A 15179-nucleotide genomic window follows, 5' to 3' on the forward strand; every position below is an offset into this window, starting at 1 on the left:
TCATAAAAGAATTAAGGCAAAATTAAAGGGTATGAGCCCAGTACAATACCGGGCTCATACCCTAGAGGCTGCCTAATGAAACGACCTGTCTAACTTTCGGGGGTCACTTCACTTATTACGGTGGCTTTTGTTGCTAATGTAAACATTGCTGAAATTTCCAAAAAGATGGTTGCGTTTCTTTATTACCAACAGGTTGGTTTTTAGAAGATTCATTAAAGGAATCCATTATAATCCGCTCATTTTGTACATTTGCAAATAAAATTGTGCTAGTAGTTGACGAATCGAATCAAATCAAGAAGTAATTTATCTTGATATTTATGGATAAGTTTATAAAGAAAAAAGGCATATAAATAATGCCTTTTTTCTTTATCTTCATTTAACTGGATAACAAACTTCTGTAACCCACTTATTAGGATCGGATTCCATCGCTGGGCTCACATGATAAATATTAAACATCGGGCCTGCTAATTTGTAACCCTCTGTCTCAATCCATTTTGCCGCAGCCTCATTTACAGCTGTCATCTGTTCATAACTTCCATTAACTGTTATAGAAGCTACATTAGTCGATTCCATATTTTTAAATGTAACGTCTTTTGTATTTTCGTGCTTACCTAGAATACTTAGCTGTATTTCTATATCTACATCATTTTCTTTGTATTCACGATCATGGAAAACCGCAATACTATAACTCGGTTGGGAAATACTAATATTTCCCATTTGAATTTCTTGCATTAATACACTCCATAAATCACCTTCGCAATTATACGATGGAATAACCTTTCTAACACTAGCTACAGTTCTTTCTGGAATTTCTTTTATTGAAACATGATAATTCATCTCAACAACATCCTCTCTCATCGTTTTCATTGAGTCTTCGAGGAAACGTAATTGTTTTTGGAGGTTATTCATGTCTTCTTTAATTTGAGCACTACGATTTAAAAATTGCTCTTTTATGGTATCTATATTATCGCATTCTATTATTTCTTTGATGGTAGCAATATTAAACCCCATAGCTTTTAACGTTTGAATTTGATTTACTTTTTTTAATTGGTCTGCTGAATAAAATCGATATCCACTATGCTCATCGACTTTTACTGGTTGTAGTAATTCCACTTTATCGTAGTGTCTCAACATTCGTATACTAATGGAAGATAGTTTTGAAAAATCCCCTATTTTAAACATGATTTCCTCCTATAAGTTACATCTACTTTGAAGCTCAACTTTATCTTAAACAATGACATTGTGTGAGAGTCAACTGTTTATAACGTTTGAATTATATTTCTTTATTTACTTTTATATCCTCTTCCTTCTTTAGGTTATAAAAATTCACTAATTGATTCGATCGCGACTAGCAATCAATTGATTTACCTTCATATGAACCTCTATTCTTATTTCTCATTAAAAACATATTTGCAATATAATAATTACATAATGAATATTACCTATTATGCAATTATCCTCTCACTTCATGAATCTTATCCTTGTATATTTCAAACCACTGTTGCCATTCATCTTTAGAAAATTCTTTCTCTTCTCCTTCTAAAACGTAAGAAAAAAGATTTAAACAAATATGCCAACCAGCTATATCTCTCGGTGTATGATCTGTTAATTCATGAATGTACTCTTTAAGGAATAAAAGAGTACCATTTTCCTCTTTATGTATTTCAAATCGGACACGATCTTTATCCCAAGTAAATTCAAGTACTGAGTTTACTTGACACTCTAAAATATCAATGTTTATGAATGAACCGTTCATCATGTCGAACTTTATTATTCCACCCGTTTTAAGGCTTTCAATCTGTAAATTGGACATCCATTTTTTCAGCTTACTGTTTTCTGTTAATACAGACCAAACTTCTTCTGCCGTATATGGAAATTGGCGTTCAAATTTCACAATATATCCATCATTTAGTTTCCCAATTTCAGCTATCATTTTGATTGCCTCCTTATATAGAATATATGTTCTCATTTTATTTTACACGAATATAAATATAAAATAAATATTTATGTCAACGAAGTGTTAATTTAAAGTGAATGACGCTGAGAAAAACTTAAATATTTTCTAAATCGAGTTATATAGTATTGAAAATTAAATATAGATTTACGTACAAATAAAAAAGCCGCATTTGCGACTTATGAAATCATAGGATTAACTCCTTTTTTGGTTGAATGATTAGCGCTTAATCGCATCAACAATTAGCGATGGAAAACCAAGTTTATCGCCTTTATTTCTAGAATCATACCTTTTCGAACGGAAAATAACACCGTCGTTTGCATCCCATTCGTTGTAATAAAACTGACCATTTTCATCACAATATTCAAGTAAAACTACCTCGAATCCAGCAGTTTCAAACATTTTCGTTAATGTTTTATAATTATGAACGATTTTATGACTTGCTGCTGGATGATCTTTCGGACCGGGTCCCCCTATTTGAACTATATTTTGATATACCTCATCCTGAAAGAATGCATCAGGGACTCCGCACCGAATATGACCAGATGGTTTTAAAAATTCATAACAGATTTCAGCTGCTCTTACACCTTCTTCAAAAGTAAGGTGTTCCCATACATGCTCAGCTAAAATAGCTGAAATAGAGTTGTATTCAAATCTTTCTTCCCACGTAGCTTTATCTAGTAAGTTAAGTTCATCTTCTTGCGTTTGAATCCAGCCTGGATTATTATTAAACACTCCAGCTCCGACAACTACTTTAATTTCGTCTTGTTTTATTGCCACCATGTTCACCTCTTAAACATTTTAATTCATTAATATATTCTATGTTTACTATTATCCTTCCTCCTTCAACAAATGTAGTAACATGAGCCCAGTACAATACCGAACTCATGCCCTAAAAACTCTCTAACGCAACAATCTGTCTAACTCTATAAAATTAGTTCATAATATACGATTTTTCTTACAGAAATATAGCACACCAAACATTAGCATAATACCAATTACGTAAAAATTTGTTGTTCCGCTCCCACCAGTATTAGGAATTACCCAATTATTCTTCGCATTTTTCACTGTTATTTTTTGTGTCTTTACTGCTTCTGTAATTTCTATTTCTATTGGATCTCTAAATAACATGTATCCGTTCGGTGCTTTTATTTCTTTAATCGTATACTTTCCAATTGCTAATTGGTTGGAAATTACCTTTCCTTTTTCATCCGTTATTAATCTACTAAGTTCTTTCCCTTCTTTATCTAACACTTGAAATACAGCGCCTTTTAGCTTTAATTCACTATCCTTATCATCAACTTTTTCAATTTCAAATTGCCCAGTCGGATCTGGCAATTTCTTATTTTCTATTTTAATTTCTACTACTGTATCTTTTTCTATTTTTACAGCTATTTTATCTTTTAATAATTCATAACCTTTAGGTGCCTCTACTTCCACTAGGGTATAGTTTCCTATTGGTAAGTCCTTTGATATCATTTCTCCTTTTTCATCTGTTATTAACTCTCCAACTACTTTTCCTTTTGCATCTTCTATATGAAACTTTGCCCCTGCTAGTTTTTTATTTTTATCACTTATGTCTACTTTCACAAGCTTCATTTTTCCCATTGGATCTGGCAATTTCTTATTTCCTATTTTAATTTCTACTTCTGCATCTTTTTCTATTTTTACAGTTATTTTATCTTTTAATAATTCGTAACCTTTAGGTGCTTCTACTTCCACTAAGGTATAGTTTCCTATTGGTAAGTCTTTTGATATTACTTCTCCTTCTTCATTTGTTACTAGTTCTCCAACTATTTTCCCATTTAAATCTTCAATTTTAAACTTTGCTCCTGCTAGCTTTTTATTTTTATCACTTATGTCTACTTTCACAAGCTTCATTTTTCCCATTGGATCTGGCAATTTCTTATTTCCTATTTTAATTTCTACTTCTGCATCTTTCTCTACTTTTACAGCTATTTTATCTTTTGATAATTCGTAACCTTTAGGTGCTTCTTTTTCCACTAAAGTATAGTTTCCTATTGGTAAGTCTTTTGATATCGCTTCTCCTTCTTCATTTGTTACTAGTTCTCCAACTATTTTCCCATTTAAATCTTCAATTTTAAACTTTGCTCCCACCAATTTTTTATTATCATTATTACTATCAACCTTTTTTATTTTTACTTTTCCTGTACTAGGCTTGTTCCAATGTTTCCAGTTAAATTTGAAATTGTGAAACTCAAATCCACCAGTTTGTTGTACCGCACCAACAAATGCTTGTCCATTAATCGAACCGCCTTTTGTTTCTAATACAGCATTGGGAGCAAACACACTCCCAACTACACCATATCCCTCTGTTGTAATTTTTTTCGCATTTGGAAAAACCCAAATCATTTTCCCATATAGCTCAGTAAACGGGGAATTAGGCGAATATGGTTGTGATGTAGGAACTATATCTGTAGCCTTTCCAATATTGTTCGTGTCATATAGAATAGACCCATTTTTAAATGTAACCTCTATTGCATCTGAATACATTACAATAAAATCTTTGTCCTTAGCATTGGGCAAAAATACATCTCTTATATCTACACTGATTTTCCCTGTCAATTCTGATGAAACATAAATATTAGGATTGTTTATATCTTTTCCGATTCCATGACTCATATTTGGAATTGGGGTATTCGTTTTATATTGACCTGCATTTTTACTAACTTGGTTCACTATATTGCGAAATTCATTAAATTTCGCGTCAATTTCTAGTTTTTCTTTATAAACGATACGATCATAGGAAGATTGTATGATGCGATCATAGGAAGATTGTATGATGCGATCTGGATCACTCTCTTTTGTCATTACGACTATTCCGTTTTGAATGATAAAAGATTCTTCTCTTGATTTTTTTAGTTTTCCAGACAATAACAAGGACGGATATCCCTCATCAACCCATTTTTCACCTACTATATTAGATGTTCCTGCTGCTGCACCTACAATCGTATACCCCGATGCATCCATATCACCTTGAACTGCAATTGCTCCTTCAATGTCGCCACCTATTGCTTTATGGTTACCAAAGACAACAGCATTATAACGCGATATATCTCCTAGACCTTCTAAGGTAGTCGTGGATCCATATGCTTCTTTTGGTACATATACGACAAAACTTACACTTAACATTAACAAAACAATAAAATGAATACTTACCAGCTTTAATCGTAGCCTCAATTCCTTTGTTCCCACCTTTACCGTATTTTTTTATAATCGAATAAAATGAATTTTTATTAATGATGATTTACTTCATCCCCTATATACCGTCTTTACTTATCTTTGAATTTCCGGTCCCACTTCCCATTAATGCAGGATAAATACATTCTATCGAGTTAACTTTTTCTTATAAATTACGACTAGAAGCACACATAACAATAGGATTGTAACTATTACAGTCCACTTATTAAATATAAATATCTCTGTACTCACTTTTTGTTTTTCTTTCTTGTTTAACTCCACGCGCTCACCTCGAACTAGCAATCTATTGGTGTTTACTCCATAAGGCGTACACGTAATTAAAGTTGTATAATCTTTATTTTCTACAATTTGTAGATCGTCCGTTTCATGTGGTAACACTACTTTAATTTGATCTACTTTATAAGCAAGAACTTTGTCTAAAGAATGAATATAAAAAAGATCTCCTTTGCTCAACTTATCTAAATCTGTAAATAATTTTGCTGATGGTAAACCACGATGCCCTGTTAAAATAGTATGCGTACTTTCTCCACCTACCGGGAGCGAAGAAAAATCTAAATGACCTATCCCGCGACCCAATACTTCCTCAGAGGTCCCTTGATAGATTGGCAGTTTTATATTAATTTTCGATATTTCAATATACCCCATTACATCTCCTAAATTTAACACATCAGCATACGCTTGATGATTACTTTTTTTTTCAGAAAATGGATCTGTAAATGTTTTCGCAGAAGTTTGAACTTGTTTATTATATTCGGCTGCTTCTTTTTCCCTACGTTCGACTTCTTTCTTTTGTAATGCTTTAATCTTCTTATCGTAAGAGCTAATCTCAGAATAATGTGCACGAGTCGCCAACCAATTACTAATAGTAGGATATAAAAAAATACCTAATCCAAATAAAAAAATACCCCCCAAAACAAGATTTCGTTTCATATTTCCACCTCTGTATATGCTTAAATATCGAAAAGAGGGAAGCATTTTGCTTCTCCCCTTTTCCCATAGTTACATGTTCCTAAAATCTTAATTTCTAGCAAACTTTTTTCTAAAGAAAACAAATGCCGCTGTAAGCATTAACGTAAGGCCTATTACAGTAAAAAGAGTCGTTCCTATGCCACCCGTTACCGGAAGAATCCATCCACTTTTATTATTTTCAATCGTCAATTTAACCGTTTGATTATTTTCACTAATCTTTACATCAATGGGGTCTTTTAATAATTGATAAGATGCTTTTGTACCATCTTCTTTTGTATATGTTGGTGCTTTCGTTTCAAAAATTTGATAGTCTCCATATGGAATGTTAGACCATTTAATAACACCATTTTCATCTGATACACCTGTTACTTCTTTTCCTGCTACGACAACTATTTTTCCATTATTATCTTTAAGTACAAACTCTGCACCTTTTAATTTATTCTTATTAGCACTATCAATTTTTGTTAACTCAATTATTCCAGTTGTCGGAATAACAACTACAGGTTTAGATTCCTTTTCTCCAATTACATCATTTTTATTTGTAAAATGTATTTTTGCTGTATTTAAAATTTCCGAACCAGATGGTACTCCTTCTTTTACTTGGGATTTAATTTGCAAATGAAATTCTTTTTTACCATCTAATTTTGTGAAATCTTTTACTGTAGCTGTTACTTTTTGACCTTCTATAGCTACCTCAACAACGTTTGCATTTACTTCTGCTCCATCAATTTTCACGATTGGCTTTCCTTGAATCACTAAACGATTATCCAAAGTATCTGTTACCACATATTTTTTGTATTCCTTAATGTCTTCTGGAATTAATGTTTTAATATCATAATTATAATTAGTTAACGGATTTATTGGTAACGCTTCCAATTTTCCGTTAATTTTTTTATCAATTGTTGGTTCTTCATTGTTTTTCACTTCTATTTTAACTACTGTACCAGAAGTAATAGTTCCATCTTCATTAATTGTTCCGGAGTTCTTAACAAAAAACTCACGTTTAGTTGGATCTATTACGTAGCCTTTCGGAGCTTTTGTTTCTTGGAAATAGTATTCACCATACTCCAATCCTTGCACGCGAATATGACCATTAGCATCTGTTACTAACTCTTTTTTCACTTCTGTACCATCTTTTTTAAATAAAGAGAATACTGCACCTGCTAATGCTTTTTCATTTACACCAGTTTTTATTAAATCCACTGCACCACGTTTAATCTCATTTTTGGGATACATGTGAACATCATAGTTTAGCACCTTACCCTCTTTATTCGTTAATGGGATATCCACTGTATACGTATTGGGATTTAGATTAACATGTGGAGGTCCTGCCACTTCTTTCACCTCATAACGTCCTAGCGGAAGATCTTTTAATACAGCTTGTCCGTTATCATCTGTTACTACTTGATTTGGAGTGGCTCCCATTACAGGTTTCACGTCTTCTTTTACGATTTTCCCATCGTTTGAAATTTTTTCAAAAGAAGCAACCCTTTTCACTTCAAACGTTACACCTTTTAATGGTTTCACATCTTTTGGCACCTCTTGATTTGCAGAACCGTCACCTTCTAGTCCCTGCGCTCCATCTTTTTCTTGTTCATACTTATGAATCGTTAAAGTACCTTTAGATGGTGAATCTGCCTTTACTAATACACTAGACCATGTAGAAAATGTTAAGAATAACACTAAAAGCACACTAAATATTTTTTTCATTTCTCTTATCCCCTTTACTACTTCTATCATTTTAAAAATTTCTTTATTACTATTACCTTCTTAAAAGCAATAGTGTGCCAAGTATCAGATTTAAACGAATAACATAAAACATAGTCGTCCAACAATCCATTGTTTACAATCACTTATTCACTTTTCTTATCTTCTATTATTACGTTGTCTCTCCGCATGATATATGTAATTTTCTCCCCTAAATTACACGTATATCCCTATTTCAAGAATCATTACATTTGTTACATAATAGCTTTCACTGCTAATTTCGACTAGTCACTTACTGTCAATCTATTCATATCTCACTTCCTATCCCTATTTAAAATCCAATCTTAATCATTTTTTGATACATATAAGTAATAACCAACAAATAAGTGTGACGATTCATATTTTACGTTACTGTCCAAAACTATTACCTGTATATTCAAATAATATGTGCTATTCATGTTAAATTATGGTATTATTCTTAGAAGTTTATAACTTTTATTTATATTTTTTATTGATAAAGGTTTTCCGTATCTACTTATGAAAAAGGAATATATGTTTATTTAACTATTACGCATAACTGTAAGGAGGAAGAATATGACTAAAAAACTCAGTCTAGTTGAGATAGAGTACATTTGCAATATGTTTTTTCAATCTTTCGAAATTCCAGTTTGTTTTTTAGATTGTAACAAAAATATTCTTTTAGAATTTAAATCCAAAAATGATTCACATTCGTTATATACATCAAAAATAGAACAGTTACATATGCTTTTTCAGAGAAATGATACATATAATTCCCCCATCTTCAGAACTCACGAATATCTAGAGCACTTTATTTTAATTCACATAAAGAGCGATTATATGGTGAACGGTACTGTTATTATTGGGCCCTTGACACATGTAAATTTTTCTACAAGTAAAGCGGATAGTAACCTTAATTTTATTCCAAATTATAAAAGAACAAGAGACCATTATTTTTCATTGTCAGTCAAAGATCAAAATTTCTTTGTAAATATAGCGATATTGTTCTATAACATTCTCTATAAAAAAAATTCAGATGTAAGCACCTTTTCAAATAACAGTGACTCACTTCATATAAGTCATAGCAGCATCTTAAACGAAGATGTATATATTTCAATGCAAAAAGACGAATCCATTTATCATAATTTATATATAGAGCAGCAACTACTTAGTTCTATAGAAGACGGGGATAAAGAAACCGTCCTCAAATATTATTACGAATTCCAACAAGAGACTCTTTCATCTTTATCTTCATTCCATCAATTAAGACGTCATAAAAACATTTGTATTTCATCCATCACGCTCGCTACTAGATATGCGATAAAAGGGGGACTTCCATCTGGGATTGCTTACAAAATTTATGATTTACATATTCAAAGAACAGAAGATTTAAAAGACAAAGAATCTGTTTGGGATTTATTAAAAAATGCTTTTTGTACCTTTGCAGACCGTGTAAAGGCACAAAAAATACAGCAACATTCACAGACTATTGCTATTTGTAAAAACTACATTTTTAAAAATATTTACAATCCAATATCTGTTAAACAACTTGCTAAATTTGCAAATGTGAATTCAGATTATTTATCTATATTATTTAAAAAAGAAGTCGGTATTTCATTAATTGAGTACATTCAACGTGAACGAGTCGAAGAAGCAAAGAAATTATTAACTTTCACCACCTATCCCTTATCAGATATATGCGCTTCGCTTAATTTTAGCGATCAAAGTTATTTCACTAAAATTTTTAAAAAATTCACCAATGAAACACCTGGTAAATACCGAAAATCTCATGTTGTCATTTAGAGTGACACTTCCATTAAAACAAAGTGTTTTCAGTAACTTATCAATGGCAAATTAGAAGTACTCCTATATTCATGAGCTATAGGATTTATGCTATTTTCAAATCAAAAAACACGTTACTATTCTTTTATTTTAATGAGAATAGTAACGTGTTTTTTATGTAATATAGTTCTGTAGACAGAATAGTATCCAACTGCAAATTTTTATAAAAGCCAAATGTACCGCTTAACTATTAAAATCTTAATAAGTAAAAAATCCATATTTCGTTTTATTTACTTTCTACTTTATTTCTTTTGAATACTGAACTCTTTTCTTCAAACGAATGATCCCTACTATTATTTTTGTATCTTTCTAAATTTGCGAATCAAAGTGAGTACTGTACCTGCAATAATCATCAATATGCCGATTGCTGCACTGTTAGTTGTACTTACACCCGTCTTTGGCAGCTCCTTATATGTATATTCTTTTTTATCGGTATTACTGTTATTTGAGATATTATTGTTATTTGTCTTATTAGCAAGACCATTAGGTTTGCTAGTTTCTTTATCTTTCACTAATACTTTTTGTATCGTATTTACCTCATTGCCCACGGAATCTCTTACACTATATATTATTTCATAAATACCGGCTTTATTTGTATCTATAGTTCCTTCATACGCTACTTTAGAAGTAAGGTCACCGTCTTCTTTGTCAGTAGCTGATACTCCTATCAACGGATCAAATTGATCACCCTCAGTAATTGAAGTTGTAGCAGGTACTTTTAGTATTGGTTTATCATTTTTAACTTCTTCTCTAACTTTGACCGTTACAGTTTGCTTCGCCGTTACTTCATGGCCTTTTGAATCTGTAACTGTGTATTTTAATACGTAAGTACCGGCTTTATTTGTATCTACTTCACCATCAACTTTGATTTTAGAAGTAAGATCACCGTCTTCTTTATCGATAGCTAATACTTCTGCCATTGGAACAAATGAATCTCCTACATGAATTGTCGCTCCAACAGGCACTGTTAATTTAGGTTCTAAATCTGATGTTTCGCCATTTCCCTCTACAATTACAGTCTGTGTAGCCGTTGCATTCCCCCCTTGAGAATCAACAACCAGGTATTCCACAATGTATGTACCTGGTTTTGAAGTATCTACATCGCCTTTATGCTTTACTTTATTTGTTAAATCACCATCTTCTTTATCAACAGCTTTTACATTTCTCATTGGATCAAACGTATCACCTACACGTAGTGTAATCGTAAACGGTACAGTTAACTCTGGAGCTTGGTTTTCTGCTGTTTTTTCGTTTTCTTTCACCGTTCCTGTAATTTTTGCCGCATCAAAAGCATTTTGGACTGCTTGAACTTCAATTGAGTTCGTTCCATATTTATTAGCTGCGACTTTAAGGCATGCCAATTTCAATTCAGAGAAATCAGAAGTCATGTTTAATTCATCAGTATTTGCATAATAGAAAATATCAAACATTTTATCTTCACCAATACCATTTACATTTACACCGTTATGAGTACCACCTTGTGCAATTAAATACGCAACTTTATTAATAATACTTGAATTAAAATGTACGCCTCCATAATCCTCTCCATTTAAATCATTATATTTACTATAATCATCGGGATACGGTAGTCCTTCTGAAAAATTAATTGCAGTTGGATTTTTCATATTACGAAAAGTCGATCCAGTTTGCTCTCCTATTGTCCAGTTAAATTCCCCATTATTTATGTATTTCTCTATAGCCGTTCCCATAATATCCGATAATGCCTCGTTAATTGCCCCAGATTCTCCTGAGAATTCAAGGTTAGATTCACTTGATGTAACTGCGTGTGTAAATTCATGACCGGCTATATCGAACGCTTTTACCATAGGATCTCCATATAAAAGCATACTGATGTTATTAATATTAGTACTAAATGCATTCTCCCAATTTTCAGGATCATTTGTCCCTCCAGAATCCCATGCATGTACAACTGAAACTACTTTTTTTCCTTTATTATCAAAACTATTACGATTATATTTTTCTTTATAAAAATCATATACCTTTGTTGCTAAGAAATGAGCGCTTACCGCCTTTGGATCATTAAATGTTGTTGAAGCGCTAGTTGCTAGTATGCCAGGATAATAACTTTCTTCATTTGTAATATCTCTATAATTTACATCATATGTCTCAATTCCTTGCCCTCTTGTGTAATCAGCAAGCGCATAATTCCCACTGGTCTGTTTAGAAATACCAAATGTACGAGTTACGCCTAAATCATCTTTTCCTGTTCCAGTTAATGATGTGAAATTGCTAGTTTTATTTTCCTTAACGGATTCAACATACTCTTCACTTATTTTCAAACTTGATTCTTGTACCATATCTTTTAACATATCGCCATTATGAGCATTCACTAAATAAGTTCCAGATACATAATTTGGTGTTGTAGCAGCAAATGTAACTTGATATGCATTGCTAGCCTGCCCATGATTTTCATCAACAAAAATAACCGCCTTAACTTCTGGTTCAGAAATAAATTTAATGTCGTTTCCGTACTTTTTATAAATATATTGTTTCGCTTCTTCTTTTGATAAATTAATAGGTTTCTTTAAATCTTCTTGTGTTAAATTTTGTGCGCTAGCTCCTGAAATGCTTTTAATAATACCTTTTTTATCTACGTGAGCAGTTAACTGGTGGCCATACACTTCTTTTCCTTCATATATTTGTTGCATGCGCACAAGTGTAGTTCCATCATAAGAACCACGTTTTTGAAGAACCTTGTAATCTACTCCTGTTTCTGCACTAACTTGTTTTGGAGACAAAGCATGCTCCGTATTTTCCTTAAGTGCATCTTTCACTACATTCTCTGGCGCCTTTTTTGATGGTTGTGTAAGATCACCTGTACGGAACGAATCCTCTTGAATTTCAACTTGCATTTGACCAGGTTCCTCTGCATGACCTACTCTATATGGTGTTACACTTGTTAAAACAAATCCTGTTGTTAATGCAACTATAGCTATTTCTTTTTTATTTCTCATGGTATTTACCTCGTATAAATTTCTATTATTTATATGAAACTGCTAAAATGTATACAATCTATTCCTAACATAAAAAGATGACTTTTGTAATCTACAAAAGCCACCTCTTCAATATATAATATCCCTAAAATGTTTTTAATACATAATTTCTATACAAAAAAGAAAAAAGCATTCATTAACGAGCATTTTGCAATACTTTTATTAGGTCATTTATATTTTCAACTTTCTGCTGAAACTGATCAAATCTGTTATGTAGCGATGAAGGATTTTTATCTTCAGTTGAAATAACTTGTTTTAATTCATTTTCTAATTTATCATACATATCAAAAAAATTATCAAATTCTACACTTACAAGCTCTTCATTTTCGCGATAGAATCTTTTTGCTTCTATATAAGTCATATATGATTTATTTAAAAATCCTAATGAAATTAAATATTTAGAAGTGTTTTCTTGATAAATAGCAATATCACATGCTATTTTAATATCAGAATAAGTCTTTTGAACGAGACAATGCAATTCAAAAATCTTAAACTTTAATCCATTATTCATTTCATCCCCTCCCATCGTATCTATTCTACATAAAATTAGAATATTATACAAAGAAAATTATTAGCAAGAAATTGACAATTAAAAAAATAACTTAAGGATAAACAAAATCCCTCTCATTATAAATTATAATTGCGGAGCATTTACCAACATAACAGCAAAATAAAAAACGAAAAGAATAAATCTTTCCGCTCTTAGAGTAATAAATACATTTCATATTGCGCTAAAGAATTCTTTTCAAATCCACATTTCTTAAAAAAACCCTCTAATAAATTATTGTTAGGAAACCCAATTGATAAACTTGATAAATTTAATTCTTCTCTTGCTACTTGTAATAATTTCATCCCAACACCAATATTTCTATAATCTTTGTCTACGAAAATAAAACTAATTTTACCTTGTTCATTTACACATAGAGAGCCTTTTAAGTCATTATCGACATATGCACCATAAAATACATTATTTGTTTGTTCGATATAATCAATATCATTTTGCCAATTTATATGGAAGTTTAACCATTTCTGAATTTCATCTTTAAAAGTTGGAAATTCTAATTGTTTTACTTCAATATCCTTACAATCTTTATTCATTATTTTAGTCAAATCATTTAAATTATAATAAGAAAGATCGTACACTTTTTCATAGCCCAACTTATTATAAAAATGAATCGCTCGGTCGTTTCCTACAATGACTTCGAGAAAAAGTTGCTTACATCCATGTTGAATCGCCTCTTCTTTATGCAGTTCAAATAATTTTTGACTCACACCAATACCGCGGTAATTAGGATGAACCGCTAATGTTCCGCAGCGCATAGTCTTTATACTTTCATAATCTTTTATACCACCTAATATTACGCCAACTGATTTGTCACCGTCTAAAGCAAGAAAAGAATGTTCTAGCAAATTACCTTCTGGTCCCAAAAAACGTTGTATAAAATCCTCTTTTGAAACCTCCATCTTAATAATGTAATCTGAAAATCCATCTTTAAAAGCTTCATATACTAAATCAATATTTACTTCACTACACCTTTTATATTGAATCATATAAAATTGCCCTCCAACTGCTTATATTAAACTCAACGTGTACCCATATAATATATTCCATCTATTATAAATTTCAGCTCTTAATTTGAAATGAGCGGACATTTCCCTACATATAACTCACTATTGATTTGTTTTATAACAAACTATCTATTATTTACTACATTAACCTCATAAACACGTAAAAAAGCAATTAAATGCTCACATGCTCTTTCACATGCTAGCATTTTAAAGATTTTTTGTTCTTCTTTCGTTTTATCATTAGCCTGATCTGAAGCAGCTTTTAAACAGAGAAATGGTTTTTTATTTATTTGGCATACATAGGCGAAAGCTGCTACTTCTTGATCAACTGCCAATGCTCCATATACGGTATGGAGTAAATATCTCATTTCTGAACTACGAATACGTTGATCTCCTGATAAAAATGTACCGAAATGTATCGGATCATACGATCGTATTTTTTTTATTCTTCTTACAAGTGATTTTGTTGTTTCAATAGGTGCTGTTCTACCGTTATATAAATTCAAAACATCTTCTCCTGAACCAGCAGCAGTAACATCATGTTGTATTGCGTTTAGTGCGACTACAATATGACCGTTTTTCACCTTGTTTGATAAACTTCCGCATATTCCTGTCATAAACAACTCATCTGGCTGAAACTCACTAATTAACAATTGTACACAACTAGCGCAGCTTACTTTACCGACACCAGTAACAACTGATATAATTTCCAGCTCATTAATAGTATGAAAATGAAATTCCCAAGCTGCTCTTTTTTCAACACGTTCACTTGGATAATGTTGATGCAAATACGTCAGTTCTGGTTCCCATGCAGAGACAATTGCAATACGTTTCATTACACGCTTCACTTCCCCTATTGTCATTTAAATGAGTTATCTATACTT

The 15179-nt window shown here is 31.8% G+C and carries 12 protein-coding genes; 2 read left to right on the forward strand and 10 right to left on the reverse strand.

The window, feature by feature from the left end; translation table 11 throughout:
- Positions 1 to 76 (forward strand): IS3 family transposase (locus ACS2CR_RS16025; protein WP_142309144.1); only part of this gene is annotated, 76 nt, incomplete at its 5' end.
- A 296-nt stretch (positions 77 to 372) separates the two neighbouring features.
- Here ACS2CR_RS16025 and ACS2CR_RS16030 read toward each other — a convergent pair.
- The 6 genes from ACS2CR_RS16030 to ACS2CR_RS16055 all read right to left on the reverse strand — a co-directional run bounded on the left by ACS2CR_RS16030 (position 373) and on the right by ACS2CR_RS16055 (position 7855).
- Entirely contained in the window at positions 373 to 1182 is an 810-nt protein-coding gene (locus ACS2CR_RS16030; RefSeq protein WP_053512865.1) for a MerR family transcriptional regulator, read from the reverse strand.
- Positions 1183 to 1453: 271 nt separating this feature from the next.
- Positions 1454 to 1933 carry an SRPBCC family protein gene (locus ACS2CR_RS16035; RefSeq protein WP_000559838.1) on the reverse strand — a complete coding sequence of 160 codons (480 nt, stop codon included), beginning with the start codon at positions 1931 to 1933 and terminating at the stop codon, positions 1454 to 1456.
- Positions 1934 to 2173: 240 nt separating this feature from the next.
- Complete coding sequence (locus ACS2CR_RS16040) at positions 2174 to 2737, reverse strand: class I SAM-dependent methyltransferase (RefSeq protein ID WP_000225725.1); 564 nt, start codon at positions 2735 to 2737, stop codon at positions 2174 to 2176.
- Positions 2738 to 2893: 156 nt separating this feature from the next.
- The gene (locus ACS2CR_RS16045) at positions 2894 to 5155 is read right to left on the reverse strand and encodes a SpaA isopeptide-forming pilin-related protein (RefSeq protein ID WP_053512866.1); all 2262 of its coding nucleotides are present in this window, start codon (positions 5153 to 5155) and stop codon (positions 2894 to 2896) included.
- Positions 5156 to 5302: 147 nt separating this feature from the next.
- Complete coding sequence (locus ACS2CR_RS16050) at positions 5303 to 6106, reverse strand: class C sortase (protein ID WP_003284325.1); 804 nt, start codon at positions 6104 to 6106, stop codon at positions 5303 to 5305.
- Between the two features lie 87 nt (positions 6107 to 6193).
- Positions 6194 to 7855, reverse strand: coding sequence for an LPXTG cell wall anchor domain-containing protein (locus ACS2CR_RS16055; protein WP_000719305.1), 1662 nt, complete (start codon positions 7853 to 7855; stop codon positions 6194 to 6196).
- 591 nt (positions 7856 to 8446) lie between these two features.
- Here ACS2CR_RS16055 and ACS2CR_RS16060 point away from each other — a divergent pair.
- Positions 8447 to 9673: an AraC family transcriptional regulator gene (locus tag ACS2CR_RS16060; RefSeq protein WP_153602640.1), complete on the forward strand. Its 1227-nt coding sequence runs from the start codon at positions 8447 to 8449 to the stop codon at positions 9671 to 9673.
- A 332-nt stretch (positions 9674 to 10005) separates the two neighbouring features.
- On the opposite strand, the gene ACS2CR_RS16065 is transcribed toward ACS2CR_RS16060, so the two are convergent.
- From ACS2CR_RS16065 to ACS2CR_RS16080, 4 genes are all read right to left on the reverse strand, one after another.
- Positions 10006 to 12687, reverse strand: coding sequence for a M4 family metallopeptidase (locus tag ACS2CR_RS16065; protein WP_001244672.1), 2682 nt, complete (start codon positions 12685 to 12687; stop codon positions 10006 to 10008).
- Between the two features lie 175 nt (positions 12688 to 12862).
- On the reverse strand, positions 12863 to 13237 hold the full coding sequence (locus ACS2CR_RS16070) for a hypothetical protein (RefSeq protein ID WP_001059023.1): 375 nt from the start codon (positions 13235 to 13237) through the stop codon (positions 12863 to 12865).
- Positions 13238 to 13428: 191 nt separating this feature from the next.
- The gene (locus ACS2CR_RS16075) at positions 13429 to 14277 is read right to left on the reverse strand and encodes a GNAT family N-acetyltransferase (RefSeq protein WP_053512868.1); all 849 of its coding nucleotides are present in this window, start codon (positions 14275 to 14277) and stop codon (positions 13429 to 13431) included.
- A gap of 143 nt (positions 14278 to 14420) precedes the next feature.
- Positions 14421 to 15158 carry a phosphorylase family protein gene (locus ACS2CR_RS16080; protein WP_053512869.1) on the reverse strand — a complete coding sequence of 246 codons (738 nt, stop codon included), beginning with the start codon at positions 15156 to 15158 and terminating at the stop codon, positions 14421 to 14423.
- Between the last annotated feature and the right edge of the window lie 21 nt (positions 15159 to 15179).

Origin of the sequence: Bacillus cereus group sp. BceL291 (assembly GCF_051776705.1) — a bacterium.
In the GTDB taxonomy this organism is placed as follows: domain Bacteria; phylum Bacillota; class Bacilli; order Bacillales; family Bacillaceae_G; genus Bacillus_A; species Bacillus_A cereus.